Below are 24,088 nucleotides of genomic sequence, written 5' to 3' on the forward strand. Positions count from 1 at the left end.
CCGCCCTAGCACCAGGGATGCCGCGCCCCATCCCATTCGCGCGCCAGGCCTTCCGCGACCAGCATTTCCCCGATCGACCGCCCGCCCCGCGTCACCACGCGCAGCGCCCGCCCATAGCGATCCCGGTCCCGGTCCCCGCTCTCCAGCGAAAAGGGGCCTGCGTTCATCAGCGCCTGCAACCGCTGCGTCGCCCGCGCGCCGAGCGCCGCTTCCTCAGCGCAGCGCGGCGGATGGGTCTCCGGCGCGTCGATATCCATCACCCGCACCTTCTGCCCCTGGAACCAGAAGGTATCGCCATCGACCACGCAATTGGTCCCGCCGCCCGTGTGGCAAAAGCCGAACTGCGCCGACAGGCGATCGCTGGCCACCGGCGCCACCGCATCCCGCCGCGTGAAGCGCTCCACCGCATCCGGCCCGAACCAGCCCAGCACGCCGCCGGTCAGCACCCCGCCAGCCACCAGAACCCCGAAGGAAGGCCCTTTGCGCCGCTTCCGCCGCAACCGGGCCTCGCCCGCCCGCCGCGCCTCATATCGCCACGCCCGCTGGGCGCGTTCCTTGTCCGTCATGCGCTTCATGACCCGGCGATAGCGGAATCGGGCCGCCCCGTCTCGCGCCAAAGCCCCTCAATTTGACCCCGATCAATGACAGCCGCGGCTCACCCGCCACCCTGGCCCGGACCCAGCAGGAGCCGCCTCATGCCCACCCCCTACGACCGTATCGGCGGCGAACCGACCATCGCCGCCATCGCCAACCGCTTTTACGACCTGATCGGGCAGGACCCGGCCTATGCCGGCCTGCGCGCTCTCCACGCCGCCGATCTGGCCCCGGTCCGCCACGGCCTTGCTCGCTTCCTCGCCGGCTGGGCGGGCGGCCCCCGCGACTGGTTCGAACGCGGCCAGTGCGTCATGTCGCTCCACCGCGCCTTCCCGATCACCCCGGCGCTGGCCGATCAATGGGCGAGCGCCATGACCCGCGCCATCGCCGCGCAACCCGGCCTCGACCCGCAACTCGCCCACGCGATGAGCGACGCCCTCGGCCATATGGCGCGCGGGATGATCAACCTGTCGCTGGAACAAAGCGCCGCCTAGGTGACCCGGTGCAGGGCCATGCGCTGGATCAGTTTACGCCCTAATCCTCATCCTCGGTCGGACCGAGACTGTCCTCCTCATCGTCCATCTGCGGCTCCCCGGCAAAGGCATCGGTGTCGATCCGCCCCGACCGGTTCATCTCCTCCATCCTCTCGACCAGATCGGGCGTGTCGTCGGGCAGGATCTGCGCGGGGTTCGCCTTGCCGCCGCGCTCGCTGTCCTCGCTGAGGTCGGTCCTGCCCAACCGGGCGTCGTCGGCCACGTCCTGCGCCTGGGTACCGGCTTCGGCCTGTTCGCTATTCTCCTCGTCCGGGTCGGGCAGCGGGTCGGGGGGCAGGTGGTCGGGGTCGGGCTTTTCCATGGCATGTCTCCTTCGCTGCCCCAACGGCCCAGCGGTCCCGCCCGTTCCCGCGCCGCAAAAGCCTCTGGACAGCACTCCCCCGACCGGGCAAGAGCCGCGCGATCCCTTTCGCATCGCACAAAGGTATTTCCATGCCCCGCCAGCTCATTTCGTCCGGCTCGCCTTTCGAGGCGCAGGTCGGCTATTCGCGCGCCGTCGTCCAGGGCGACTGGTGCTTCGTCGCCGGGACCACCGGGACCGACCCTGAAACCAAGGCCATGCCGGAATCCGTCGTCGACCAGGGCAGGAACGCGCTGAAGGTCATCGGCAAGGCGCTGGAGGAGGCCGGCTTTTCCTTCGCCGACGTGGTCCGCGTGACCTATTACATCACCGATCCCGCCTATTGGGACGTGCTGGGCGAAGCGACCGCGCCGGTGTTCGGAGAGATCCGCCCCGCCGCAAGCTGCATCGTCACCGGCCTCATCAAGCCTGAGATGAAGATCGAGATCGAAGTCACCGCCTACCGCGGTTAATTTTGGGGATAAGCCCATGCTTACCATGTACGGCATCAAGAATTGCGACACGATCAAGAAGGCGCGCAACTTCCTCGACAATAGCGGCAAGGCCTACAGCTTCCACGACTATAAGGTGTCGGGCGTCGACAAGGCGAAGCTGGAGGAATGGGTGATGGAACATGGCTGGGAAACCATCCTCAACCGTTCCGGCACCACCTTCAAGGCGCTGGACGCGGGCGACAAGGCGCATATCGACGCGGAAAAGGCGATCCTGCTGATGAGCGCCAACCCCTCGATGATCAAGCGCCCGATCCTGGACCTGGGCGACCGCACCATCGTGGGTTTCAAGGCGACCACCTATGAAGACGCTCTGGAGGGCGTGAAGGCATGAAGGGGGGGAGGATGCTCCGAACCGCTGCCATCCTCCTCCTGACCCTTTTTACGGTGGCGACCCTGATGCCCGAGGCCAGAGCCGAGCCTTTCATCATCGCCCATCGCGGCGCCAGCGGCGAGCGGCCCGAACATACGCTCGCCGCCTATGAACGCGCGATCGACGAGGGCGCCGACTATATCGAACCCGATCTGGTGCTCACCAGGGACGGCGTCCTCGTCGCCCGACATGAAAATGAGATAGGCGGCACCACCGACGTCGCGGACCATCCCGAATTTGCCGACCGCAAGACGACCAAGACCATCGACGGCCAGTCCGTCACCGGCTGGTTCACCGAGGATTTCACCCTGGCCGAACTGCGCACCCTGCGCGCCCGCGAGCGGCTGCCGCAGCTTCGCCCGGCCAACAGCCGCTTCGATACGCTCTACCCGATCCCGACCTTCGAGGAGATATTGAAGCTGGTCCGCGCCAAGGAGGCCGAAACCGGCCGCCGCATCGGCCTTTATCCCGAAACCAAGCACCCCGGCTATTTCGCGAAGCTCGGCCTGCCGCATCAGGCGCCGCTGCTCGAACTGCTGGGCAAATATGGCTATCAGACGGAGGCCGACCCGGTCTTCATCCAGTCCTTCGAGGTCGGCAATCTGAAGGCGATCCGCGCCGTCTCCCGCCTGCGCCTGATCCAGCTTGTCGACAGCCAGGGCGGCCCGGCGGACGAACCGGGCACCAGCTATGCCGACATGCTGACGATAGAGGGGTTGAAGCAGGTAGCGGACTATGCCGACGGCATCGGCCCCGCGGCGGCGATGGTGCTGGCGCCCGAAGGGGCGACCGACCTTGTCGGCCGCGCCCATGATGCGGGGCTGCAGGTCCATGTCTGGACGCTGCGGATGGAGAACAGCTTCCTGCCCGCCGCCTTCCAGCGCCCCGACGATCCGCAGGGCAGGGGCGACTTTGCCGGCTATGTCCAGGCGGTCGCGCGCACCGGCGTCGATGCCCTGTTCAGCGATTTTCCGAAACAGGCGCGGGCCGCGCTTACCCCTGCGCCCTGAAACCGGCGTCCCATGACTTGTCAAATCTCCGGCGGGAGCGAATAACAGTCCCATGCTCTCGCAGAAGACCCGTTACGCCATCCGCGCCCTCCAGCATCTCGCAGACCGCTACCGCCAGGGGCCGGTGCCCCTGAACGAGATCGCCACGCGGCAGAATATCCCGTCCAAATTCCTGACGGTGATCCTGTCAGAACTGGCGCGCGAGGGGCTGGTGGCGACCCAGCGCGGACGCGACGGCGGCTATTGGCTGGCGCTGGCGCCGGTCGACATCAGCTATGGCGACATCGTGCGGCTGACGCGCGGGTCGCTGGCGCTCACCCCCTGCGCCAGCCGTTTCGCGCATGAAACCTGCACCAACTGCCTGCCCGAATCGGAATGCCGCCTGCATCGCGTGATGCTGCGCGTGCGCGACGAAACGGCCAAGGTGCTCGACAGCATCAGCCTGGCCGAGCCCTTCGCGACCGAAGACGCCGGCTAGAGCATTTTCGAAGCGGGTGGCATCACCTGCTGGCTCGGAAAATGCGGAAAACAAGGACAAATAGACCATGATCCGATTCAATTCGATCGGATCATGGTCCAGAGCGATTTCCAGTCAGATGGCATCATCTGACGGTTAAGAAACCGCTCTAGCTCGATCGGCCCCGGGAACCCGGGCCGTCGGTCGGCACTTGCGCGCGGCCCGCAGCTTCGCCACATCGGCGGCATGACGACACCGCCCCTCAAAGCCGCCCTGATTCCCGTCACGCCGCTCCAGCAGAACTGCACGCTCTTCTGGTGCACGGCGACCCATCGCGGCGCCTTCGTCGATCCGGGCGGCGATCTGCCGATGCTCAAGAAGGCGGCGGAGCAGCAGGGCGTCACCATCGAGAAGATTCTCGTCACCCACGGCCATATCGACCATTGCGGCCAGGCCGGCATCCTTGCCCGCGACCTGGGCGTGCCGATCGAGGGGCCGCATGAGGCCGACCGTTTCTGGATCGACCGGCTGGGCGAGGATGGCGCCAAATATGGCATCAATGGCGAGAGTTTCGAACCCGACCGCTGGCTGAAGGACGGCGATCAGGTGACGGTCGGCGATCTGACGCTGGACGTCTACCACTGCCCCGGCCACACGCCGGGCCACGTCGTCTTCCACCATGCGCCCAGCAAGCTGGCCATCGTCGGCGACGTGCTGTTCCAGGGTTCGATCGGCCGCACCGATTTCCCGATGGGCAATCATCAGCAACTGATCGACGCCATCACCGGCAAGCTCTGGCCGCTGGGCGGCGACACCGCCTTCGTCCCCGGCCACGGCCCGATGAGCACCTTCGCCCACGAACGCCGCGCCAATCCCTTCGTGGCCGACGCCGTCCTGGGCTGAAGGGAGCCTTATCGCATCATCGCCATGGCGGGCGGTGCCGGAACCTCCCGCGTCGCCCCATAGGCGATATAGAGGGCCACCAGCGCCAGCCCGACCATCACCAGCCAGGTCAGCATCGCCCCGCTCGCGCGCCACACGGTCGGCTTGTCCGCATCCATCCCGAAGCCATGGGCGATTCGCGCCAGCGCGAAGACCAGCGCCGCGCCCCATAGCCAGGCCGACGCGCCCACCGCCAGTTCCACCAGGCCGAAGAGAATCAGCGTCATCGGCACATATTCGGTGAAGTTCGCATGCGCCCGCATCCGCTTCGCCAGCAGGCTGTTGCCGCCGTCGCCGTGCAGCGCCTTGTCCGCGATGCGGATTCGCGCGCAGCGGGCGGCCAGCCACATGTTGAGCAGCGCGCAGGCAGCCGCCAGAGTCAGCGTAATCGGCAACAGCATCCCATTTCCCCCGGATCGTCCATTTGCGCGCACCATAAGCGGGCGGGGGAAAGGGGCAAGGAAGGACTTGCGCCATGCCCAAAAAACGCTATAGGCGCAGGGCTTCGCGATCATCCGGGCCGCATGGGTCTGCGGCGCCGTTGGCGTCAGCATCCATTCGGAACTGGCCAGTCGCACTAACAGATCAATTTATGGAATAAGGTGCCGACATGGCTGTCCCCAAGAGGAAAACGTCCCCGTCCCGCCGTGGCATGCGTCGCAGCCATGACTCGCTGCGCGTCGAAGCGTTCCAGGAATGCTCGAACTGCGGCGAACTGAAGCGCCCGCACAATCTGTGCGACGCGTGCGGCCACTATAATGGTCGCGAAGTCATCGCCGTCGGGGCCTGACACCTAAGTTTCTCCTGAAAAGGGTGCGTTAACTTGTCCAGCCAACCGCGAATCGCAATCGACGCGATGGGCGGGGATGAAGGCGTGCGCGTGATGATGGCGGGGGTGGCGCTCGCCCGTCGCCGTCACGAAGGACTGCGCTTCACCCTTTTCGGAGACGAGGCGCGGATCAGGTCCGCGCTCGACAATCACCCGAATCTGCGCGCGGCGTCGGAAATCGTCCACGCCCCCGATGTCGTGGATGCGGGCGACAAGCCCAGCGTCGCCATCCGCAAGAAGACCAGCTCGATGAGCATGGCCATCGCCGCGGTGAAGGCGGGCGAGTGCGGCGCTGCCGTCTCGTCCGGCAATACCGGCGCGCTGATGGCGATGGCGAAGCTGGCCCTGCGCACCATGAAGGGCGTCGATCGCCCGGCGCTGGCCGCCATGCTGCCGACGCTGGGCGACAATGACGTGGTTATGCTCGACCTGGGCGCCAACACCGAATGCGACACGCGCAATCTCGTGCAGTTCGCGGTGATGGGCGCGGCCTATGCCCGCATCGCCCTGGAACTCGAACGCCCGCGCGTCCGGTTGATGAACATCGGCACCGAAGAGATGAAGGGCACGGAGGAAATCCGCGACGCCGCCGCGATCCTGCGCGCCGCGACCAGCCTGCCGCTCTCCTTCGAAGGTTTCACCGAGGGCGACAAGATCGGCCGGGGCGATGTCGACGTCATCGTGTCGGACGGCTTTTCCGGCAATGTCGCGCTCAAGACGGCGGAGGGCACCGCCCGCTTCGTCACCGACCTGCTGCGCACCGCCTTCACCAGCTCGATCCGCTCGAAGCTCGGCTTCCTGATCTCCAGGCCCGCCATGCACCTGCTGCGGCACCATCTCGATCCCAACAACCATAATGGCGCAGTGTTCCTGGGCCTCAATGGCGTGGTGGTGAAGAGCCATGGCAGCGCCAATGACAAGGGGGTGGCCAATGCCGTCCATGTCGCCGCGCGCCTGCTGGAAGAAGATATCACCCGGCGCATCGCCGCCGACATGCATGGGATCGAGGGGCTGACCGCTCCCGCATCCAGGATGGAGCTGCCCGCAAAGTGATCCGCCGATCCGTTCTTCTGGGCACGGGCTCCGCCCTGCCGGTTCGCTCCGTCAGCAATGCCGAACTGGCGGAGACCGTGGACACCAGCGACGAATGGATCGTCGAACGCACCGGCATCCGCAACCGCCATATCGCGGGCGAGGGCGAAACCACCGCGACGCTCGCCACCGACGCGGCCAGGGCGGCGCTGGAGGCGGCCGGGCTGGCGGCGCAGGACATCGATCTGATCGTCCTCGCCACCGCGACCCCCGACCAGACTTTCCCCGCCACCGCGACCATCGTTCAGGCTTCGCTCGGCATCGATGATTGCGTCGCCTTCGACGTGGCGGCGGTCTGCTCCGGCTTCCTCTATGCCATCACCGTGGCCGACAGCATGATCCGCTCGGGCGCCGCGCGGAACGCGCTCGTCATCGGTTCGGAAACCTTCAGCCGCATCCTCGACTGGGAGGACCGCACCACCTGCGTCCTCTTCGGCGACGGCGCGGGCGCGGTCGTGCTGGGCGCGGAAGACAGCGCCGAGGGCAAGCGCGGCATATTGGCCTCGAAGCTCCATGCCGACGGCCGCCACAACCAGCTCCTCTACGTCGATGGCGGCCCATCGACCACCCAGACGGTCGGCAAGCTGCGCATGAAGGGGCAGGAAGTCTTCCGCCACGCCGTCACCAATCTCGCCTCCGTGCTGACCGAGGTGATGGAGACGGCGGGCATGGCGCCCACCGACATCGACTGGCTGATCCCGCACCAGGCCAACGCCCGCATCCTCGACGCGACCGCGCGCAAGCTGAAACTGGCGCCGGAAAAGGTGGTCATGACGGTCGACCGGCACGCCAACACCTCGGCCGCTTCGGTGCCCCTGGCGCTCGATCTCGCCATGCGCGACGGGCGCATCCGCACGGGCGACCTGCTGGTGCTGGAGGCGATGGGCGGCGGCTTCACCTGGGGCGCCTGCGTCCTTCGCGTATAACGGCCGAATCGCGCGCCGCTGGCGCGCTTTGCAACACAGATGGCGTCATCCGCGCCAGGAAAAGTTCCGGTCCCGTTATGGGACCGCTATCTTGCCCATTTTTCACGCTTTTTTCCCGGATTTCGCGCAGCCCTCATATTGCCGAATCATGCCGAATCGCGCACATTATCCAGTGATCCCCCGCATTTAGGCTCGACGGGCGATCAAGGTGGGGTAAGTCCGATGACTGGCACAGGGACTCTGACGCGCGCCGATCTCGCGGAGAGCGTGAACCGGCATATTGGCCTTTCGCGGGCGGAAGCGGCAACGCTGATTGAATCCATTTTGGAGCATATGGCCTCCGCGCTCGAACGCGGGGAAAATGTGAAGATCTCCAGCTTCGGCACCTTCGTGCTGCGCGACAAGACGCAGCGCATGGGCCGCAACCCGAAGACCGGGGTCGAAGTGCCGATCGAACCGCGCCGGGTGCTGACCTTCCGCGCCAGCCAGACGATGCGGGATCGGGTCGCCTCGGTCTGAGGGGCACGCGCAAAATAGCCTTTTTTACCGAAGGTTGACCTTGGCATCGCTAAGGGTGCAACATCATGGTCATGGAAAAGGTAGAGGGTGCATTTCTGACCATCAGCGAGCTGGCGAGCGAACTGGCTCTGCCGCAGCATATCCTGCGCTATTGGGAAACGCGCTTCAGCCAACTCAGGCCGCTGCAGCGATCGGGCAACCGCCGCTATTACCGCCCCGCCGACGTCGAACTGGTCCGGCGCATCAACCATCTGCTCAATGTCGAGGGGTTCACGGTGAAGGGCGCGCAGAAGGCGCTGGCCGACGGCGGCGGTGAGCCGCTGCCCGCCGCTCCGGCGAAAAATGGCGAAGCCGCCGCGAGCGCCGATCTGCTCCCGCGTCTGGAAGCGATCCGCGCGACGCTGGCCCGCGCCATCGGCGAATAGTCCCTCCTGGGATCCCGGCCCTAAAGCCGCGCCGCGTAGATGAGGTCGCGGAACGGCACCTCGCCCACCATGAAGGTCATCTCGCCGATTGCCGCGAAGCCATGCCGCGCATAGAAACGCCGCGCCCGCTCATTTTGCGGATAGACGGCCAGCAACAGCCGCGCCGCGCCCCGGCGCCGGGCCTCTTCGAACACCAGCTCCATCAGCCGGTCGCCATGGCCGCCGCCCTGCCAGCCGCCCAGCAGGTAGATGCGCTTGAGCTCGACATCCCGATCGTCCGTCGCCACCGGCAGATGCGGCGGCGTCAGCATGGCATAGCCGACCGGCGCGCCCAGCGGGGTTTCGCCGATCAGCACCGTCTGCCGCGGGTCGGCCAGGGCCGCCTGATAATAAGCGACGCCATGGGCACTGCGAATATGGTCGATCAGCGCGCCGCCCGGATGGTCATTGGCGAAACTGGCGAGGAAGGTGGCGCCGCCCAGCAGGGACAGCGCATCCGCATCGCCCGCCCCGGCATGGCGCCAGTGGATCGGTGTCATGGCGCCCGATCAGCGCGAACCCGGCCCCAGCGCCGGGTCCAGGTCGCGCGGGCGGGTGAAGCTGGCGAGCTGCGCGCTGCCGGATCGCACCTCGCTCCAATGATCGACGGGCAGGTCGAGCACGGCGATGCTGGCCGTGGGGAATTTCACCTCCACATCCTCGCGCAACGGGCCGCCGCCATCTTCGGGGACAAGCTCCAGGATCAATTCCTCCAGCCCCGGATTGTGGCCCGACATCAGCACGCTTCCGGCACTGTCCGGCAAGTCGCGGATCACGTCGAACAGCGTCGCGGTCGAGGCGAGATAGATGCGCCGGTCCCAATGCGGATCGATCGTCTCGCCATAGCCGGTGAAGAAACTGTCCAGCGTTTCCACCACGCGCACCGCCGGGGAAGCGACGACGAAATCGAAGCGCATGCCCTTCGACCGCGCGAACTGTCCCATCAGCACCGCCGCCTTTTCCCCGCGCCGGTTGAGCGGCCGGTCGAAATCCCGCGCGACCGGATCGTCCCAATCGGACTTGGCGTGGCGCAACAGGATCAACCGCTTCATTCTTGCTCCCGATCCCAGGGCGTTTCCGAAGCGGGTGGGATCAGCCGCCGGCCCGGGAAACGCGGAAAAACAAAGACTCCATGACCCCATGGGGTCACCGGATGCCGGATTCGATTCCCTGATGCCCTAACTCCGCATCGCCGCCAAGGCCAGCGCGCGAATGGCTGCTGACCGATATGATCGCTTCGTCCAGCGTCAGGCGGCGGATCGGCGTGCCCGGCGGAAAGGCGCCGAGCAGGCGGCTGGGCATGGCGGCGGACAGGATGACGAAGCTCCCCTTGTCCTCCGCCCGCCGGATCAGCCGCCCGAAGGCCTGCGCCATCCGCGCCCGGATCAGCCGGTCGTCATAGGCGTTGCCGCCGCCCCCCTGATCGCTGGCGGCCAGCTTGCGCGCCGCGTGCAGCACGGTCGGCTTGGACCAGGGCACGCCCTCCATCACCACCAGCCGCAGCGAATGGCCCGGCACGTCGACGCCGTCGCGCAAAGCGTCCGTCCCCAGCAGGGAGGCGCGGGGATCGTCGCGGAAGATGTCGATCAGCGTGCCCGTATCCATCGGGTCGACATGCTGGGCGTAGAGCGGCAGTCCCGCCCGCGCCAGCCGGTCGGCGATGCGCGCATGGACCGCCCGCAGCCGCCGGATCGCGGTGAACAGGCCCAACGTGCCGCCGCCCGCCGCCTCGATCAGCCGCGCATAGGCGCCAGACAGCGCCGCGATATCGCCGCGCTTGATGTCGGTGACGATCAGCACTTCCGACCGCCCCGGATAGTCGAAGGGGCTGCTGGCCTCGAACTGGTCCGCCCCGCGCGGCAAATGGCTCGCCCCGCTGCGCCGTTCCGCATTGTCCCAATCGCCCCCGCCCTTCAGCGTGGCGGAGGTGATGAGCACCCCCTGCGCGGGTTTCAGCACCGTCTCCGCCAGCGGCCGCGTCGGGTCGAGCCAATGGCGATGGATGCCGATATCGAACTCGCGCCCCTCGATCCGCTCGACCGCCAGCCAGTCGACGAAGTCCGCGTCGGCCGGGCCGCCGATCCGCGCCAGCAGCGCCAGCCAGGCCGCGATCAGGTCTCGCCGCCAGCCCAGCGAAGCGATCGCGCCCTCGACCCGCGCCCGCGCCGCGCCGTCCAGCCAGTCCGGCGCATCCTCGATCACCGCCTCCATCCGCTTGCCCAGATGGGTCAGCGGCCGCAACAGACCGTCCAGCGCCTTTGCCGCCTTCGCCGCCGCCTCGACCAGTGCGCCGTCGGGTTCGGCCAGCTCGGTCTCCAGCCCATAGCCCGCATCGGCCTCGCCATTGTCGGCCGCCCGCGCATAGACGGTGCCGCGCACCGCCGCGAGCAGTTCCTCGACCGGCCCGAACGGCTCGCCCGCGACGATCCGCTTCAGCCACTCGTCGGCGGGCAGCGCCCGCGCCGCATCCGCTGCCGCGCGGATCGCCTCGCCGCCCTGCTCGTCATAGCTGGCCAGGTCGGACAGGCGCGCCGCCAGGCCGCGCCTTCGCCCTCTGGAATTGCCCTCCGGCCCCATCACCCACCGGCGCAGTTCGATCGCCTCCTGCCCCGACAGGGCGACGGAAAAGGTCGAATCCGCCGCGTCGAACAGATGATGGCCCTCGTCGAATATGATGCGCTGCGGCGCCTGCCCGGTCTCGCGCCCGCGCGCGGCGTTGATCATCACCAGCGCATGGTTGGCGATCACGATGTCCGCCTCGGCCGATGCGCGCGATGCCCGCTCGATGAAGCATTTGCGATAATGCGGGCAGCCGGCATAGATGCACTCGCCGCGCCGGTCGGTGAGCGCGGTCGATCCGTTGCGCCGGAACAGGGTCGGCAGCCAGCCGGGCAGGTCGCCGCCGATCATGTCGCCATCCTTGGTGAAGGCGGCCCAGCGCGCCACCAGTTGCGCCAGGATCGCCGCGCGCCCGGAAAAGCCGCCCTGCAACGCATCCTCCAGGTTCAGCAGGCAGAGATAATTTTCCCGCCCCTTGCGCACCACCACCCGCCGCGCGGCGACGGCGGGATCGGGGAAGAGGCGCAGGCTCTCCCGGTCCAGTTGCCGCTGCAACGCCTTGGTGTAGGTGGAAATCCACACCGTCCCCTGCGCCTCCCCGGCCCAGAGCGAGGCGGGGGCGAGATAGCCCAGCGTCTTGCCGATGCCCGTCCCGGCCTCGGCCAGCAGCATGTTGGGCTGGTCGCGATGCGCCCTGGGCCGGAATATCTCCGCCGCCGCCGCCGCATAGGCGCGCTGGCCCGGCCGCTCTTCGGCACCTTTGCCGGTCAGCCCTTCCAGCCGCGCCAGCACGCTGTCCGCCTGCAGCGGGACGATGCGCGGGGCGGGGCGGGGGGCGCCTTCCTCCCATTCGGGCAATTTGGAAAACAGCCAGCGTTCCGCTTCGGCGGGCCGGGCGATGCGGGGCGCGACCAGCGGCGCCCAGGTCCAGCGCAGGCGATGCAGCGATTGCGCCGCCGTCCATCCGCCCTCGCGCTCTTTCCAGTCCGGCGATTCCATCCTGGCGAGCAACGCCCCGGCCGCGGCCTGCAACAGGGCGGGAATGTCGGCTTCGCTTTTCGCGGGGGGCAGGTCCAGCGCTTCGGCCAGCCCCTTGGGCGTGGGCACCAGAAAGCGCGCCGGGTGGACGAAAGCCCATAATTCGAGCAGGTCGAGGCCGTTCAGCTCCGGATAGCCCAGTCGCTGGCCCGTCAGCGGTGCGTTCAGCAGCAGCGTCGGCGTCTCGGCCGCGCGGGCGATGGCCGTGCCCTTGGCGACGGCGTCGGTGCGATCCGCTTCCCTGATCCAGATGCCGCCATGGCTGGCATGAAGGGCGGGCAGGGCGGATGGTTCGATCACGGTCCCGGCTTAGGCGAGCCGGAACAAAAGGGAAACCCGAAATAAGGGCGCTTCAGCCGATCCGCCGCCCGAATCCGCCCGAAATCGGCGTCCCGGCCCGCGGACCCACGGTGTGGCCCATCGTCCCGGCCATCGTCCGGGGCTGAAAGGCGGCCGGCGTCAGCCGCGCCGCGCGCGCGATTTCCAGCCGGTCGAACAGGGGGCCGTCGGTCAGTTCATAGGGGAAGCGGATGCCCATGCGGTCTTCCTCCGACCATTGCACGGTCCCGAACACGATATGGCCGTCATAGTCGATCTGGCACTGGCTGCGCACCGGCAGGCCACACCCGACGATCTGGGCGCCGCCTTCGCTGAGGTCGACGATCGTTCCTTCCCGATGGTCGAGCACCGTCGTCACTATGACCGGAATGTCGACGGCTATCCTTTGTCTGCTCCGCGGCTGCATAGTCCCTCCTGAGCCCCCAGGCTCCGGGCAAATATGACCGATCAAGGTTAATCAAAGTTAAAAGATGCGGCTGGGAACCTGCCATTCGTCTCCGTTTTGACACCAAAAACCCTGCCTTTCCGTCCAGGCTGGACGGTCCGGACGCCGCGCGGGCCTTGTGCAGGCCGGTGATTGCGACTCGCTGTAGCGGGCCTTGCCGAACGGACGTTCCATCTGATCCGAAAATGCTCTAGGGGGCGTCGCATCATGACCGTGTCCGACATCATCCGCACCGCCGCGCAGGCGTCCAAGGCCTGGCCCTATGAGGAAGCCCGCAAGCTCCTGAAGCGCTATCAGAACGGCGCGCCCGAAAAGGGCCATATCCTGTTCGAGACCGGCTACGGCCCCTCGGGCCTGCCGCATATCGGCACGTTCAACGAGGTTCTGCGCACCACCATGGTCCGCAACGCCTATCATGCGCTGTCCGACATTCCGACGCGCCTGATCGCGTTCAGCGACGATATGGACGGGCTGCGCAAGGTGCCGGACAATGTGCCCAACCAGGCGATGCTGGCGCAGCATCTGGGCAAGCCGCTGACGCAGGTGCCCGATCCGTTCGAGAAGTTCGAGAGCTTCGCCCATCACAACAACGCGATGCTGCGCGAGTTTCTCGACCGCTTCGGCTTCGACTATGAATTTGTGTCCGCCACGGAGCGCTACAGGTCGGGCGCGTTCGACGACGCGCTCCGGAATGTCCTGCGCCACTATCAGGACATCATGGACATCATGCTGCCGACGCTGCGCAAGGAACGGCAGGCGACCTATTCGCCGGTGCTGCCGATCAGCCCCAGGAGCGGCATCGTGCTCCAGGTTCCGGTCGAGGTGATCGACGCCGAAACCGGCCTCGTCCGCTTCGAGGATGAGGGTGAAGTCATCGAACAGTCGATCCTGTCGGGCGGCGCGAAGCTGCAATGGAAGGTCGACTGGGCGATGCGCTGGGTCGCGCTCGGCGTTGATTACGAGATGGCGGGCAAGGATCTGATCGATTCGGTCACGCAAAGCTCGAAAATCTGCCGCGCGCTCGGCGCCCGCCCGCCCGAGGGCTTCAATTACGAGATGTTCCTCGACGAAAAGGGCGAGAAGATCTCCAAGTCCAAGGGCAACGGCCTCAGCCTGGAACAATGGCTGACCTACGGCCCGCAGGAGAGCCTGGCCTTCTACGCCTATCGCGAGCCGAAAAAGGCGAAGCAGCTGCACATGGGCGTCATCCCCCGGGCGGTCGACGAATATTGGCAGTTCCGCGGCAATTATCCCGGGCAGGCCATCGAGCAGCAGCTCGGCAACCCGGTCCACCATATCCATGACGGCCGGCTGCCGCAGGGCGAACTGCCGGTCACTTTCGGCCTGCTGCTGAACCTGGTCGGCGTGATGGGCGATGCCAGCCGCGAACAGGTCTGGGGTTATCTCCAGAACTATGTCGCGGACGCCAATGCCCAGTCCTATCCGGAACTGGACGCGCTGATCGGCCATGCGCTGGCCTATCACCGCGATTTCGTCGCCCCCACGCTCAAGCGCCGCGCGCCCCAAGCCCATGAAGCCGCCGCCCTGCGCAAGCTGGACGAGGAACTGGCCGCCCTCCCCGAAGGCGCCACGGCGGAGGATATCCAGAATATCGTCTACGCCATCGGCAAGGACGAAGCCTATGGCTTCGCCGAGCTGCGCGACTGGTTCAAGGCGCTCTACCAGACGCTGCTGGGCGCCGATCAGGGGCCGCGCATGGGCAGCTTCATCGCGCTCTACGGCATCGCCAACAGCCGCCGCCTGATCGCGGAAGCACTGACCGCCTGAGGGAACATTTCGCGGCGCCGAACGTTGCGCTCGATGGTCCACCCCCTTTCGGACTGATGGTGCGGTCTCCGCGCCATCGGCCGCGCCTGCCCGGAAACGAGCGGCGCGGCCAAGGGGCAAATGCGCGGAAGAGGGCATTTCGGGCAACCACACCGGCCCGCACGCCCTTGGCGCATGCCCAAACAGTCTCCAGGACCCGCCCCCGCGCGCCAAGCAAAACGGCCCCCGGATCATCCGGAGGCCGTTTCCTTTTCAACGCAACGGCTTACCAGAAGAAGCCGCGATGCACCTGCACCACGCGGCCGGTCCGCACATTGACCAGCAGCACGTCGTTATAATGCCTTACCCACTGCAGGTTCGCGCCCGGCCGGGGCAGGTGATAGCGATAGGGGTCGGCGATATAATAGCGCGGGCTGTAATAGGTCGGGCGGAGCTGCGCGCCCACATCCCAGCGATTATAGCGGAACGGCGCCCGCCAGTTGCCGCCGCGATAGACGTCGCGGTGCGACTTGCGATAGTCGCGCCAATCCTCGCGCAGTTCCTGCCGCGCATCGCGCACGTCGCGCCGTGCGTCGCGCACGTCACGGTGGTCGCCATAACGCTCCGCATCGCGCAGTTGCCGCTGCTCCTGGCGCAGGTGACGTTCACTGTCGCGCACCTCGCCGCGCGACTGCGCCATGGCGACGCCCGGAATGACGGTAGCGGCCATCAGGCCCAGAATGATCAATTTACGCATATCTCTTCTCCCATCAGCTTGCTGGCTGACATATTGTGGAGTTCGAACCTTCGGCCTCGCTTCCGGTTCCGCCTCCAACAGCCATGCTTATGGCGCTTCCCGCCTGAACCGGCCGGGAATGAAGTTGTCAGGAATCAGTCATTTATGTCGCGATTTGTATCGGCGTCAGGCCGCGCCGGGCGTCCATTTGCGCTCGCGAAACCATTTGGTGACGACATATTTGGTGCCGTGCTCCACCGGCCGGGCGGCGTGCAGGCTGAACATGTTGGGCGCCCCGTCGCGGTCCATGTTGTTCCACATCAGCAGCATGCCCTCGACCGGCGGCACCATGAATTCGCAATGGGGGAAATGCGTCTCGCCCCCGCCCTCGACCGGCGAGAGATAGATCATCGCCGTCCAGCTCCGCTGCCCGCCCGACGCCCGCATCGCCGGCCAATAGCTGGCGGTCACCGGGAAATAGTCGCAATGGACCTTATATTCCTGCCCCCGTTCATAGCGTTGCCCCTGCAGGGTTTCGCCATGATCGGGCGCCAGCCCCATCAGCGCGCAGATCCGGTCGCTGACCCTGCTCACCAGCGGCTCCCAGGGGCTGAGATTGCAGCTCTGGCTGGTCCTGTATTCGGCATTGGCGCTGCCCGAAAACAGGCTGGACGGCTGCGCGCCCGCGTCGATCAGCGCCCGCAGCCCGGCACATTCCTCCGCGCTCGCAAAGCCATGCCGGCCATATATCTCCAGCTTCGGCGCATCGATCCGGCTGACCATCGGGTTGCGGTCCAGCCGCGTGCGCACGCTCTCGCCGATCCGCGCCCGCACCGCCGACGCCACGCCGCCATCATCCACCATCTCGCTCATGCCGCCCTCCTGCCACCGGCGCCCGGTCCCGCGCAAATGAAAAGGGCCCGAAGCGTCTCCGCTCCGGGCCCAGTGGTTCCTGAAGGCCAGCTCAGGAAGCCTTTCTTCCTTACCAGAAGAAATCGTAGATCACGTCGACCACATAGCCGTCGCGGATATCGACCAGCAACGCATCGTCATAATAGCGGACCCAGCGCAGCGTGCCGTAGGCGGGCGGCAGGCGGTAATAATAGGGATCGTCGATCCAGTAGCTGTTCGAATAGAGCAGGCTGTTCAGGAAGATCCCGATGCTGAAGCGCGAATAGCCATAGCTCCACCCGCGCGGCGCGTAATAGCGGCCAAGCCGGTAGCGGTCGCCATAGCGCGAGCGATAGCTGTACCAGTCATAGCGCCGGTCGTTGCGCCAGCCATTGTCCCAACGCCGCTGCCCTTCCCAGCGGGTGCGGTCGTCGAAACGCCGTCCATCGTTCCAGTCCCGGCCGCCGTTCCAGTTGCCGCCGTTCCAGCGCCGGTCGCCATCGCGCCAGCGGTCGTCGCGCCGGTCGTCGCGTCGATCGTCCCTGCGATCATTGCGCCAGTCCTGCCGGTCGTCGCGGCGGTTGTCGCGCCAATCCTGACGTCCGTCCTGGCGCCAATCCTGTCGATTGTCGCGCCGGTCGTCGCCGCGGGTCGTCACATCCCAGCGCTGCTGGTCGCGGTTCCAGCGGGTCACGGTGGGGGCGCCGCGCTGGTCCGGGCGGGCGTCATTGCCGCGCCACTGCCGCTCAGCTTGCGGCTGCTGTTGAGCCTGGGGCTGGGGCTGGGGCCGGGGTTGGGCCATCTGCGGCGCGGGCTGCTGCTGGCGCATCTCGCCGCGCCACTGGCCACGGCCTTCGCCGCCGCCGCGCTGCCAGTTGCCCTGGCCGCCATCGGCCCGGCCCGACCGCTCGCCGCCGCGTCCGCGCCACCGGTTATCGTCCTGTTGGGCGTAGGCGGGACCGATCGCACCCAACACCGTCGCGGTCATCAGCCCCGCCAGCATCATTTTCCTCAACATGCCACATGCCTTTTTATATCTTGGGGCCTGATGCCCCTCATAGAGCGCTTTTAGGACTCGCGCGATGACATGTTGCTGAACTTGTCTGTCAGCTATCTGAAAGAATTCCGGCGATGCCATGGACAAGTCGTGAGAATAGCTTCACATCAATGCTGGCGACCAAAAAGCCGATAATCGGGCTGGGTTAAGTAAAAGCTGATCCAGATCAGTGCGCTACCTTGCAACACGCCCTAGGAATGCCGAGTGACGATGATGCCCCATGCCGGCCGCGCTCGACAGGCGCTGCGCCAAGCGACGATGAAATGCCATCGGCAGGTCGACGATCTTTTCTCCCTTTTCTCGCTCGACGACCGTTCCAGCTACGCCGCCTTCCTGAAGGCGCATGCCCGCGCCCTGGCCCCCCTGGAGGCGATCGCCCGGCCCGACGCACCCCGCCTGCCGATGCTGAGGCAGGATCTGGCGGCATTGGGCGAATCCATGCCTGATCCTCTGGAAACGCCCGTGGGGGAGGGGGATGCCTTCCGCTGGGGCGCCCGCTACACGCTGGAAGGATCGCGGCTGGGCGGCGCCATGCTGGCGCGTCAGGTGGGCAGGGATCTGCCCCGCGCCTATCTGTCGGCGGTGCATGAGAAGGGCGGCTGGATCGCTTTCCAGCAAAGCCTGGACGCGGCCTGCGACCGGGGCGCCGAACAGGGCGCGGATCAGGATGGCGGGCAGTGGATCGACGAAGCGATTCGCGGCGCGGAGGCCGCCTTCGGCCTGTTCGCCAGCGCGGCCCGTTCCGAAGCGGCCGCCGGGCATGGCTGACGGCACGGACGCGGCGGCCGGCGCGGCAGGACAGGGCTTTTCCGTCGACCTCGGCAATTGCGACCGGGAACCGATCCATGTGCTGGGCACGGTCCAGCCCTTCGGCTTTCTGGTGGCGCTGACCGCCGACTGGCTGGTGTCGCGCGTATCGGCCAACAGCGCCGAATTTATCGGCCTGACCCCGGAACAGATGCTGGGCCAGCCGGTCAGCGGCATCTTCCGGGGCGATGCGATCCATAGCCTGCGCAACCGCATCACCCTGCTGCGCGGCCCCGACGCGGTGGAGCGCATCTTCGCCCTCACGCTGATCGACGGCGTCCCGCCCTTCGACGTCGCGGTGCATTTTTCCGGCTCGCTGGTCGTGATCGAGGCCGAACCTGCCTCCCATGACGAGATGGAGGCCAGCAGCACGGTCCGCTCCATGGTCGCGCGGCTGGCGCAGGCGGACGGGATGGCCGCCTTCCTGCGCGACGGCGCCCGGCAGGTGCGGGCGCTGACCGGCTTCGACCGGGTGATGGTCTATCGCTTCGCGGAGGGCGGCGATGGCGAGGTGGTGGCCGAAGCGCTGCGCCCCGGCATCGACAGCTTCTTCGGCCTGCATTATCCGGCCTCGGACATTCCGGCGCAGGCCCGCGCGCTTTATCTGCGCAACATCTTCCGCGTGATCGCGGACGTGCGGGCAAGGCCGGTGCCCGTCGTGCCGCAACTCGATCCTTCGGGCGCGGCGCTCGACATGTCGCTCTGCCTGACGCGGGCGGTGTCGCCGATCCATATCGAATATCTCGGCAATATGGGGGTGGGGGCATCGCTCTCCATCTCGATCATCGTCGAAGGGCGGCTGTGGGGCCTGTTCGCCTGTCATCATTATGCGCCGCGCCTGCCCAGCTTCGCGCAGCGCAGCGCCGCCGAACTGTTCGGCCAGATCTTCTCGATGATGCTCGAAAACCGGGAGCGCAGCGAGACCGCCGCCTATGAGGGCAAGGCGCGGCAGGTGGCCGACCGGCTGATGTCCGCCGTGGCCCAGGACCATGACCTGCTGTCCAATGCGCGCTGGCTGGGGGACGTGATCTTCGACACCATCCCGGCCGACGGCGTCGGCGTCTATATTGACGGGCAGATGACCTTTGCCGGGCTGACCCCGGACGAGCCCAGCTTCGTCGCCATCGTCACCATGCTGAACCGCGCGGCGGCGAGCCAGTTGTTCACGACCGACAGCCTGACCAGGCTGCTGCCCGATGCGGCCGCCTATGCCGACCGCGCGGCGGGCCTCCTCGCCATTCCGCTCTCCCGCCGGCCGCGCGACTATGTCGTGCTGTTCCGGGCGGAACAGCTCCGTTCGGTGCGCTGGGCCGGAAGCCCGGAAAAGCAGGTCGAATATGGCCCCAACGGCCCGCGCCTGACCCCCCGCAAGAGCTTCGAGGAATGGTCGCAGTTGGTGCGCGGCACCGCTCTGCCCTTCGGCGCCGCCGAATTGCGCGTGGCCGAGGCGTTGCGCACCGCGCTGCTGGAAGTGATCCTGCGCCTGTCCGATTCAGCGAATGACGAACGGCAGAAGGCGCATGAGAAGCAGGAATTGCTGATCGCCGAGCTCAACCACCGGGTCCGCAACATTTTGGCGCTGATCCGCGGCCTGATCTCGCAGACCCGCGACAGCGCCCGCTCGGTCGACGAATTTATCGACACGCTGGAAAGCCGCGTCCACGCCCTCGCCCGCGCGCACGACCAGATCACGGCCGATCGCTGGGCGCCCGCGCGGCTGCATGACCTGATCGAGGTGGAATCGGCCGCCTATCTGGGCGAGCGCCGCGACCGGGTGACGCTGGCCGGACCCAATGTGCTGCTGACGCCGTCGGCCTTCACCGTGCTGGCGCTGGTGATCCACGAACTGCTGACCAACGCCGCCAAATATGGCGCGCTGTCGGACAATGGCAGCGTCGCGATCGGCTGGCGGGTGGACCGGGACGGAAGCCTGCTGATCGACTGGTGCGAAAGCGGCGGCCCGGCGGTGGTCGCGCCGACGCGGCGGGGCTTCGGCTCGACCGTGATCGAACGGTCCATCCCCTATGATCTGGATGGCCGGGCGGAGGTCCATTACCGGCTTGCCGGGCTGGAAGCGCATTTCTGCATCCCCTCCGCCCATGTCGCCTCGGTGCTGCCGGACGTCAGCGCCATGGAGCGCGCCAGGCCCGCCGCCGCGCCGACCCCGACGCTGCTGTGCGGGCGCACGGTGCTGCTGGTCGAGGACAATATGATCATCGCCATGGACGGGGAGGATGCGCTGCGCGACCTGGGCGCCGAAGTCGTCACCGCGGCGACGGCGGGCCGGGCGCGGGAGGCGGTTGCGATCCATGCCGTCGACCTCGCCGTGCTGGACTTCAACCTCGGCAACGAGACCAGCCTTCCCATTGCCGACCTGCTGGCGGAAAAGGGCGTCCCCTTCCTCTTCGCGACCGGCTATGGCGACGGCCTCGACCTGCCCCCCCGGTTCGGAGACGTGACGCTGCTCAAGAAACCCTATTCCGGCGCCACGCTGGCCCAGGCCATCGCCCCCCTGCTGGAGGGATCGCAATCCTGATCGCCCCCTGCGCCCGCGCAGGCGGTATTTCCGGCCTCGAAACGCTCCGTTTCCCGACCCGCCGTTGCGCCGCCTCATGCTTCCACCGATCTAGCGGGCATGAGACAACCGACCCTCTTCATCCCGCATGGCGGCGGCCCCTGCTTCTTCATGGACCCGTCGGACCCCGACCGGCCGCACAGCGACCCGATGTGGCAGCCGATGCAGGATTATCTGGCGCAGATCATCGGCAGCCTGCCCGAACGGCCGAGCGCGATCCTGCTCGTCTCCGGCCATTGGGAGGAAAGCCGTTTCACCGTCCATGCGGGTGAAAGGCCGGGGCTGCTGTTCGACTATCACGGCTTCCCGCCGCACACCTATATGCTGCGCTGGGACGCGCCGGGCGCGCCCGCGCTGGCGCGCCGCGCGGCCGGACTGCTGGAGCAGGCGGGCTTCCCCACCGGCACGGAGCGGGAGAGGGGCTGGGACCATGGCGTCTTCATCCCGATGAAGGTCGCGCTGCCGCAGGCCGACATTCCCGTGGCGCAACTCTCGCTGCGCCACGACCTCGATCCGCAGGCGCATATCGCCGCGGGCCGGGCGCTGGCCCCGCTGCGCGACGAGGGTGTGCTCATCATCGGTTCGGGCATGAGCTTCCACAATCTGCGCGTTCGCGGCCCCCAGGCGACCGGACCCTCGGCGCTCTGGGACGAGGCGCTGACCGCCGCCGTCACCGATCCCGATCCGGCCGCGCGCGCTGCCCGAGTGGCAGCCTGGGCCGATCTGCCCCACGCCCGTTTCGCCCACCCGCGCGAGGACCATCTCCTCCCCCTGATGGTCGCGCTGGGCGCGGGCGGGGACGACATGGCGACGCAAACTCATAACGGAACCGTTATGGGTTGGACGGTCTCCGGCTATCGTTTCGGTTGACGGGATCCCTCATGGTTTCCGAAGCGCCGGAACCGCCTTTGCCGCCTCGTCGGGACTGATCCCCGACGGCGGCACCGCGTCCACCATTTCCTCGCCCCGCATCACTCTCCCGGCCCGCTGGATCGCTCCCCTCAGGCGCGGATAGATACCGCAGCGGCAGATATTGGTGATCGCGGCGTCGATCTCCTCCTCGCTGGGATCGCTGGTCCGGCGCAACAGCACCGACGCCGCCATGATGATGCCGGGGATGCAATAGCCGCATTGCGACACATTGTCCGCCGCGAACACCTGTTGCAGCGGATGGCCGCGATCGGGCGACAGCCCTTCGATGGTGGTGACGAACTTGCCCTCGGCCGCGGCTATGCTGACCTGGCAGGACCGCACCGCCTCGCCGTCGATATCCACGGTGCAGGCGCCGCAATCCCCCGTGCCGCAGCCATATTTCGTCCCCGTCAGGTTGGACGCGTCCCGCAATGCCCAGAGCAGCGGCGTCGCCGGGTCCATGCGATATTGGACGGGCCGATCGTTGACGGTGAACTTGGTCATCCCGCCTCTTCCTCCGCTTGATGATAGAGCACTTCGTTGCGGATATGGATGGTCCGCGACGCCAGCCGGATTTCCAGGATGAAGGTACCGAAGGCCGCCGCCTGCAACACCATTGCCAAGCTGAACAGGATCGCGATCGGCGTCCCCAGATGGGCGCCGAACAGATTGCCCGCGAACAGCAGGATGACCACCAGACAGACAGCGCAGGCCGACGCGACCGACAGGAAGATCGCGCCGTTGACCACGCTCATCCGCTGGTCGAGCACGCGAATCTCGCTGACCATCCGGTCATGCTCCTTGCCGCGCGAGTTGAGAACCTTCTCCTCCACGACCCGCGCGCGGTCGATGATCCGGGCCAGACGGCTGACGCACACATTCAGGAACGCTCCGATGCCCGCCAGCAGGAAGACAGGAGCAAGCGCAAGCTGGATTGTCTGCGCGACCTGGGAAACCTGTGGCAGTGCAATCATGTGAGCGTTGTTCTCCCCATGCCCCAAAGCAGCGCAGGGCGGCGTAAATGACAAGGCCCCAAATTGCATCCGGGGTGAAAAAGAAAGACGCCGCAGCCCGCCGGCCGCAGCGTCCTCAGCTTGTAATGGATGGTCCCGTTACCGTTTTCAGGCAGCGCCCTTGGCCGGGGTGTTGACGCCCATGGACTTCAGATACTGCTTGATGTTGCGCGCCGCCTGCCGCAGCCGCTGCTCATTCTCGACCATGGCGATGCGGACATAGCCCTCGCCATCCTCGCCATAGCCGACGCCCGGCGCGACCGCGACCTTGGCGTGGGTCAGGAGCTGCTTGGAAAATTCCAGGCTCCCCATCTCCTTGAGCGCGGGGGGCAGTGGTGCCCAGGCGAACATCGACGCCTTGGGCGCGGGAATGTCCCATCCTGCCCGGCCAAATGCCTCCACCATCACGTCGCGGCGCTTGTGATAGAGTTCGCGGTTCTTCTGAACGATATCCTGCGGCCCGTTGAGCGCCGCGCAGGCCGCCGCCTGGATCGGCGTGAAGGCGCCATAATCGAGATAGGATTTCACGCGCTTCAATGCCGCGATCAGTTGCTTGTTGCCGACCGCGAAACCGATGCGCCAGCCCGCCATGGAATAGGTCTTCGACAGGGAGGTGAATTCCACCGCCACATCCTTGGCGCCCGGCACCTGAAGGATGGAAGGCGTGGGATTGCCGTCATAATAAAGCTCGGAATAGGCAAGGTCGGACAGCACCCAGACCTTGTTCTCCTTCGCCCAGGCGACCAGCCGCTCGTAGAAGGCGAGGTCGACCGTCTCGGCAGTCGGATTGCTGGGATAGCCGACCACCAGGATCGAGGGACGCGGCACGGTAAAGGCCATGGCCCGTTCCAGCGACTTCCAATAATGCTCGTCCGGCGTCGTGGGTACCGACCGGATGGTCGCGCCCGCGATGATGAAGCCGAACATATGGATGGGATAGCTGGGATTGGGCGCCAGCACGACATCGCCGGGCGCGGTGATCGCGGTGGCCAGGCTGGCAAGCCCTTCCTTCGACCCCATGGTCACGACGACTTCGCTTTCCGGGTCCAGATCGACGCCGAAGCGGCGGCCATAATAATTGGCCTGTGCCTTCCGCAGCCCCGGAATCCCCATCGACTGGGAATAGCCATGGGCGCTCGGCTTCTGCGCGACCTCGCACAGCTTGGCGATGACATGGTCTGGCGGCGGCAGGTCGGGATTGCCCATGCCCAGATCGATAATGTCCTCCCCCGCGGCGCGTGCGGCGGCCCGCATCGCGTTCACTTCGGCGATGACATAGGGCGGCAGGCGCTTCATGCGGTAAAATTCTTCGGACATTTTTGGGGCTTTCCTGAAAG

28 protein-coding genes are annotated in these 24,088 nt (G+C 66.8%); 15 read left to right on the forward strand and 13 right to left on the reverse strand.

Annotated elements, in window-relative coordinates; translation table 11 throughout:
* Positions 1-5: 5 nt before the first annotated feature.
* Positions 6-575: a thermonuclease family protein gene (locus MJ601_RS08605; RefSeq protein WP_242125368.1), complete on the reverse strand. Its 570-nt coding sequence runs from the start codon at positions 573-575 to the stop codon at positions 6-8.
* Between the two features lie 120 nt (positions 576-695).
* Here MJ601_RS08605 and MJ601_RS08610 point away from each other — a divergent pair, with 120 nt between their 5' ends.
* Positions 696-1,088: a group II truncated hemoglobin gene (locus MJ601_RS08610; protein ID WP_242125370.1), complete on the forward strand. Its 393-nt coding sequence runs from the start codon at positions 696-698 to the stop codon at positions 1,086-1,088.
* Positions 1,089-1,128: 40 nt separating this feature from the next.
* On the opposite strand, the gene MJ601_RS08615 is transcribed toward MJ601_RS08610, so the two are convergent.
* Complete coding sequence (locus MJ601_RS08615; RefSeq protein ID WP_242125372.1) at positions 1,129-1,449, reverse strand: hypothetical protein; 321 nt, start codon at positions 1,447-1,449, stop codon at positions 1,129-1,131.
* A 131-nt stretch (positions 1,450-1,580) separates the two neighbouring features.
* On the opposite strand from MJ601_RS08615, the gene MJ601_RS08620 reads away from it, so the two are divergent.
* The 5 genes from MJ601_RS08620 to MJ601_RS08640 all read left to right on the forward strand — a co-directional run bounded on the left by MJ601_RS08620 (position 1,581) and on the right by MJ601_RS08640 (position 4,743).
* Positions 1,581-1,961: a RidA family protein gene (locus MJ601_RS08620; protein WP_242125374.1), complete on the forward strand. Its 381-nt coding sequence runs from the start codon at positions 1,581-1,583 to the stop codon at positions 1,959-1,961.
* Between the two features lie 16 nt (positions 1,962-1,977).
* Positions 1,978-2,334, forward strand: coding sequence for an ArsC family reductase (locus MJ601_RS08625; RefSeq protein WP_242125376.1), 357 nt, complete (start codon positions 1,978-1,980; stop codon positions 2,332-2,334).
* A 65-nt stretch (positions 2,335-2,399) separates the two neighbouring features.
* Positions 2,400-3,383 (forward strand): glycerophosphodiester phosphodiesterase, encoded by a 984-nt coding sequence (locus MJ601_RS08630; RefSeq protein ID WP_242125529.1) that lies wholly within the window; start codon positions 2,400-2,402, stop codon positions 3,381-3,383.
* A 52-nt stretch (positions 3,384-3,435) separates the two neighbouring features.
* The gene (locus MJ601_RS08635; protein WP_242125378.1) at positions 3,436-3,861 is read left to right on the forward strand and encodes an RrF2 family transcriptional regulator; all 426 of its coding nucleotides are present in this window, start codon (positions 3,436-3,438) and stop codon (positions 3,859-3,861) included.
* A 225-nt stretch (positions 3,862-4,086) separates the two neighbouring features.
* The gene (locus tag MJ601_RS08640) at positions 4,087-4,743 is read left to right on the forward strand and encodes an MBL fold metallo-hydrolase (RefSeq protein WP_242125380.1); all 657 of its coding nucleotides are present in this window, start codon (positions 4,087-4,089) and stop codon (positions 4,741-4,743) included.
* Positions 4,744-4,751: 8 nt separating this feature from the next.
* On the opposite strand, the gene MJ601_RS08645 is transcribed toward MJ601_RS08640, so the two are convergent.
* Positions 4,752-5,183, reverse strand: coding sequence for an MAPEG family protein (locus tag MJ601_RS08645; RefSeq protein WP_242125383.1), 432 nt, complete (start codon positions 5,181-5,183; stop codon positions 4,752-4,754).
* Positions 5,184-5,392: 209 nt separating this feature from the next.
* On the opposite strand from MJ601_RS08645, the gene rpmF reads away from it, so the two are divergent.
* The 5 genes from rpmF to MJ601_RS08670 all read left to right on the forward strand — a co-directional run bounded on the left by rpmF (position 5,393) and on the right by MJ601_RS08670 (position 8,573).
* On the forward strand, positions 5,393-5,572 hold the full coding sequence (rpmF, locus tag MJ601_RS08650; RefSeq protein ID WP_192667702.1) for a 50S ribosomal protein L32: 180 nt from the start codon (positions 5,393-5,395) through the stop codon (positions 5,570-5,572).
* Between the two features lie 66 nt (positions 5,573-5,638).
* Positions 5,639-6,664, forward strand: coding sequence for a phosphate acyltransferase PlsX (gene plsX, locus MJ601_RS08655; RefSeq protein WP_242125531.1), 1,026 nt, complete (start codon positions 5,639-5,641; stop codon positions 6,662-6,664).
* The gene (locus MJ601_RS08660) at positions 6,661-7,629 is read left to right on the forward strand and encodes a beta-ketoacyl-ACP synthase III (protein WP_242125385.1); all 969 of its coding nucleotides are present in this window, start codon (positions 6,661-6,663) and stop codon (positions 7,627-7,629) included. Before plsX ends, MJ601_RS08660 begins: the two co-directional genes overlap by 4 nt.
* Before the next feature lie 222 nt (positions 7,630-7,851).
* A complete protein-coding gene (gene ihfA / locus MJ601_RS08665) occupies positions 7,852-8,148 on the forward strand; it encodes an integration host factor subunit alpha (RefSeq protein WP_192667705.1) in 297 nt (98 codons plus the stop codon).
* Positions 8,149-8,219: 71 nt separating this feature from the next.
* Positions 8,220-8,573, forward strand: coding sequence for a MerR family transcriptional regulator (locus tag MJ601_RS08670; protein WP_242125533.1), 354 nt, complete (start codon positions 8,220-8,222; stop codon positions 8,571-8,573).
* 20 nt (positions 8,574-8,593) lie between these two features.
* Here MJ601_RS08670 and MJ601_RS08675 read toward each other — a convergent pair whose 3' ends face one another.
* From MJ601_RS08675 to MJ601_RS08690, 4 genes are all read right to left on the reverse strand, one after another.
* On the reverse strand, positions 8,594-9,112 hold the full coding sequence (locus tag MJ601_RS08675) for a GNAT family N-acetyltransferase (RefSeq protein WP_242125386.1): 519 nt from the start codon (positions 9,110-9,112) through the stop codon (positions 8,594-8,596).
* Positions 9,113-9,121: 9 nt separating this feature from the next.
* Positions 9,122-9,664 carry a SixA phosphatase family protein gene (locus MJ601_RS08680; protein WP_242125388.1) on the reverse strand — a complete coding sequence of 181 codons (543 nt, stop codon included), beginning with the start codon at positions 9,662-9,664 and terminating at the stop codon, positions 9,122-9,124.
* A 94-nt stretch (positions 9,665-9,758) separates the two neighbouring features.
* Positions 9,759-12,509: an ATP-dependent DNA helicase gene (locus MJ601_RS08685; RefSeq protein WP_242125390.1), complete on the reverse strand. Its 2,751-nt coding sequence runs from the start codon at positions 12,507-12,509 to the stop codon at positions 9,759-9,761.
* 52 nt (positions 12,510-12,561) lie between these two features.
* A complete protein-coding gene (locus MJ601_RS08690; protein ID WP_242125392.1) occupies positions 12,562-12,954 on the reverse strand; it encodes a PilZ domain-containing protein in 393 nt (130 codons plus the stop codon).
* 246 nt (positions 12,955-13,200) lie between these two features.
* On the opposite strand from MJ601_RS08690, the gene MJ601_RS08695 reads away from it, so the two are divergent.
* On the forward strand, positions 13,201-14,781 hold the full coding sequence (locus MJ601_RS08695; RefSeq protein ID WP_242125394.1) for a lysine--tRNA ligase: 1,581 nt from the start codon (positions 13,201-13,203) through the stop codon (positions 14,779-14,781).
* 265 nt (positions 14,782-15,046) lie between these two features.
* On the opposite strand, the gene MJ601_RS08700 is transcribed toward MJ601_RS08695, so the two are convergent.
* From MJ601_RS08700 to MJ601_RS08710, 3 genes are all read right to left on the reverse strand, one after another.
* A complete protein-coding gene (locus tag MJ601_RS08700) occupies positions 15,047-15,517 on the reverse strand; it encodes an RcnB family protein (RefSeq protein WP_242125396.1) in 471 nt (156 codons plus the stop codon).
* Between the two features lie 165 nt (positions 15,518-15,682).
* On the reverse strand, positions 15,683-16,369 hold the full coding sequence (locus MJ601_RS08705) for a prolyl hydroxylase family protein (protein WP_242125398.1): 687 nt from the start codon (positions 16,367-16,369) through the stop codon (positions 15,683-15,685).
* Positions 16,370-16,478: 109 nt separating this feature from the next.
* Complete coding sequence (locus tag MJ601_RS08710; RefSeq protein ID WP_242125400.1) at positions 16,479-17,405, reverse strand: RcnB family protein; 927 nt, start codon at positions 17,403-17,405, stop codon at positions 16,479-16,481.
* Between the two features lie 249 nt (positions 17,406-17,654).
* Between MJ601_RS08710 and MJ601_RS08715 the strand changes: the two genes are divergently transcribed.
* From MJ601_RS08715 to MJ601_RS08725, 3 genes are all read left to right on the forward strand, one after another.
* Entirely contained in the window at positions 17,655-18,212 is a 558-nt protein-coding gene (locus tag MJ601_RS08715) for a biliverdin-producing heme oxygenase (protein WP_242125535.1), read from the forward strand.
* Positions 18,205-20,787: an HWE histidine kinase domain-containing protein gene (locus MJ601_RS08720; protein ID WP_242125402.1), complete on the forward strand. Its 2,583-nt coding sequence runs from the start codon at positions 18,205-18,207 to the stop codon at positions 20,785-20,787. Before MJ601_RS08715 ends, MJ601_RS08720 begins: the two co-directional genes overlap by 8 nt.
* Before the next feature lie 99 nt (positions 20,788-20,886).
* Positions 20,887-21,696 carry a DODA-type extradiol aromatic ring-opening family dioxygenase gene (locus MJ601_RS08725; RefSeq protein WP_242125405.1) on the forward strand — a complete coding sequence of 270 codons (810 nt, stop codon included), beginning with the start codon at positions 20,887-20,889 and terminating at the stop codon, positions 21,694-21,696.
* 9 nt (positions 21,697-21,705) lie between these two features.
* Here MJ601_RS08725 and MJ601_RS08730 read toward each other — a convergent pair whose 3' ends face one another.
* The 3 genes from MJ601_RS08730 to MJ601_RS08740 all read right to left on the reverse strand — a co-directional run bounded on the left by MJ601_RS08730 (position 21,706) and on the right by MJ601_RS08740 (position 24,068).
* A complete protein-coding gene (locus MJ601_RS08730) occupies positions 21,706-22,242 on the reverse strand; it encodes a (2Fe-2S)-binding protein (RefSeq protein WP_242125407.1) in 537 nt (178 codons plus the stop codon).
* The gene (locus MJ601_RS08735) at positions 22,239-22,712 is read right to left on the reverse strand and encodes a DUF2721 domain-containing protein (protein WP_242125409.1); all 474 of its coding nucleotides are present in this window, start codon (positions 22,710-22,712) and stop codon (positions 22,239-22,241) included. The genes MJ601_RS08730 and MJ601_RS08735 overlap by 4 nt, the downstream gene beginning before the upstream one ends.
* 147 nt (positions 22,713-22,859) lie before the next feature.
* A complete protein-coding gene (locus MJ601_RS08740; RefSeq protein WP_242125411.1) occupies positions 22,860-24,068 on the reverse strand; it encodes an LL-diaminopimelate aminotransferase in 1,209 nt (402 codons plus the stop codon).
* Positions 24,069-24,088 lie beyond the last annotated feature (20 nt).

This window comes from Sphingobium trunci (genome assembly GCF_022664535.1).
Classification (GTDB): domain Bacteria; phylum Pseudomonadota; class Alphaproteobacteria; order Sphingomonadales; family Sphingomonadaceae; genus Sphingobium.

Coding starts and splice junctions, on each gene's coding strand:
- MJ601_RS08680 (WP_242125388.1), bottom strand. CDS start 9,664: ATGAAGCGGTTGATCCTGTTGCGCCACGCCAAGTCCGATTGGGACGAT.
- MJ601_RS08735 (WP_242125409.1), bottom strand. CDS start 22,712: ATGATTGCACTGCCACAGGTTTCCCAGGTCGCGCAGACAATCCAGCTT.
- MJ601_RS08725 (WP_242125405.1), top strand. CDS start 20,887: ATGAGACAACCGACCCTCTTCATCCCGCATGGCGGCGGCCCCTGCTTC.
- MJ601_RS08620 (WP_242125374.1), top strand. CDS start 1,581: ATGCCCCGCCAGCTCATTTCGTCCGGCTCGCCTTTCGAGGCGCAGGTC.
- MJ601_RS08710 (WP_242125400.1), bottom strand. CDS start 17,405: ATGTTGAGGAAAATGATGCTGGCGGGGCTGATGACCGCGACGGTGTTG.
- MJ601_RS08605 (WP_242125368.1), bottom strand. CDS start 575: ATGAAGCGCATGACGGACAAGGAACGCGCCCAGCGGGCGTGGCGATAT.
- MJ601_RS08690 (WP_242125392.1), bottom strand. CDS start 12,954: ATGCAGCCGCGGAGCAGACAAAGGATAGCCGTCGACATTCCGGTCATA.
- MJ601_RS08695 (WP_242125394.1), top strand. CDS start 13,201: ATGACCGTGTCCGACATCATCCGCACCGCCGCGCAGGCGTCCAAGGCC.
- MJ601_RS08720 (WP_242125402.1), top strand. CDS start 18,205: ATGGCTGACGGCACGGACGCGGCGGCCGGCGCGGCAGGACAGGGCTTT.
- ihfA (WP_192667705.1), top strand. CDS start 7,852: ATGACTGGCACAGGGACTCTGACGCGCGCCGATCTCGCGGAGAGCGTG.
- MJ601_RS08645 (WP_242125383.1), bottom strand. CDS start 5,183: ATGCTGTTGCCGATTACGCTGACTCTGGCGGCTGCCTGCGCGCTGCTC.
- MJ601_RS08640 (WP_242125380.1), top strand. CDS start 4,087: ATGACGACACCGCCCCTCAAAGCCGCCCTGATTCCCGTCACGCCGCTC.
- MJ601_RS08615 (WP_242125372.1), bottom strand. CDS start 1,449: ATGGAAAAGCCCGACCCCGACCACCTGCCCCCCGACCCGCTGCCCGAC.
- MJ601_RS08740 (WP_242125411.1), bottom strand. CDS start 24,068: ATGTCCGAAGAATTTTACCGCATGAAGCGCCTGCCGCCCTATGTCATC.
- MJ601_RS08700 (WP_242125396.1), bottom strand. CDS start 15,517: ATGCGTAAATTGATCATTCTGGGCCTGATGGCCGCTACCGTCATTCCG.
- plsX (WP_242125531.1), top strand. CDS start 5,639: ATGGGCGGGGATGAAGGCGTGCGCGTGATGATGGCGGGGGTGGCGCTC.
- MJ601_RS08670 (WP_242125533.1), top strand. CDS start 8,220: ATGGAAAAGGTAGAGGGTGCATTTCTGACCATCAGCGAGCTGGCGAGC.
- MJ601_RS08730 (WP_242125407.1), bottom strand. CDS start 22,242: ATGACCAAGTTCACCGTCAACGATCGGCCCGTCCAATATCGCATGGAC.
- MJ601_RS08630 (WP_242125529.1), top strand. CDS start 2,400: ATGCCCGAGGCCAGAGCCGAGCCTTTCATCATCGCCCATCGCGGCGCC.
- MJ601_RS08705 (WP_242125398.1), bottom strand. CDS start 16,369: ATGAGCGAGATGGTGGATGATGGCGGCGTGGCGTCGGCGGTGCGGGCG.
- MJ601_RS08635 (WP_242125378.1), top strand. CDS start 3,436: ATGCTCTCGCAGAAGACCCGTTACGCCATCCGCGCCCTCCAGCATCTC.
- MJ601_RS08610 (WP_242125370.1), top strand. CDS start 696: ATGCCCACCCCCTACGACCGTATCGGCGGCGAACCGACCATCGCCGCC.
- MJ601_RS08675 (WP_242125386.1), bottom strand. CDS start 9,112: ATGACACCGATCCACTGGCGCCATGCCGGGGCGGGCGATGCGGATGCG.
- MJ601_RS08715 (WP_242125535.1), top strand. CDS start 17,655: ATGATGCCCCATGCCGGCCGCGCTCGACAGGCGCTGCGCCAAGCGACG.
- rpmF (WP_192667702.1), top strand. CDS start 5,393: ATGGCTGTCCCCAAGAGGAAAACGTCCCCGTCCCGCCGTGGCATGCGT.
- MJ601_RS08625 (WP_242125376.1), top strand. CDS start 1,978: ATGCTTACCATGTACGGCATCAAGAATTGCGACACGATCAAGAAGGCG.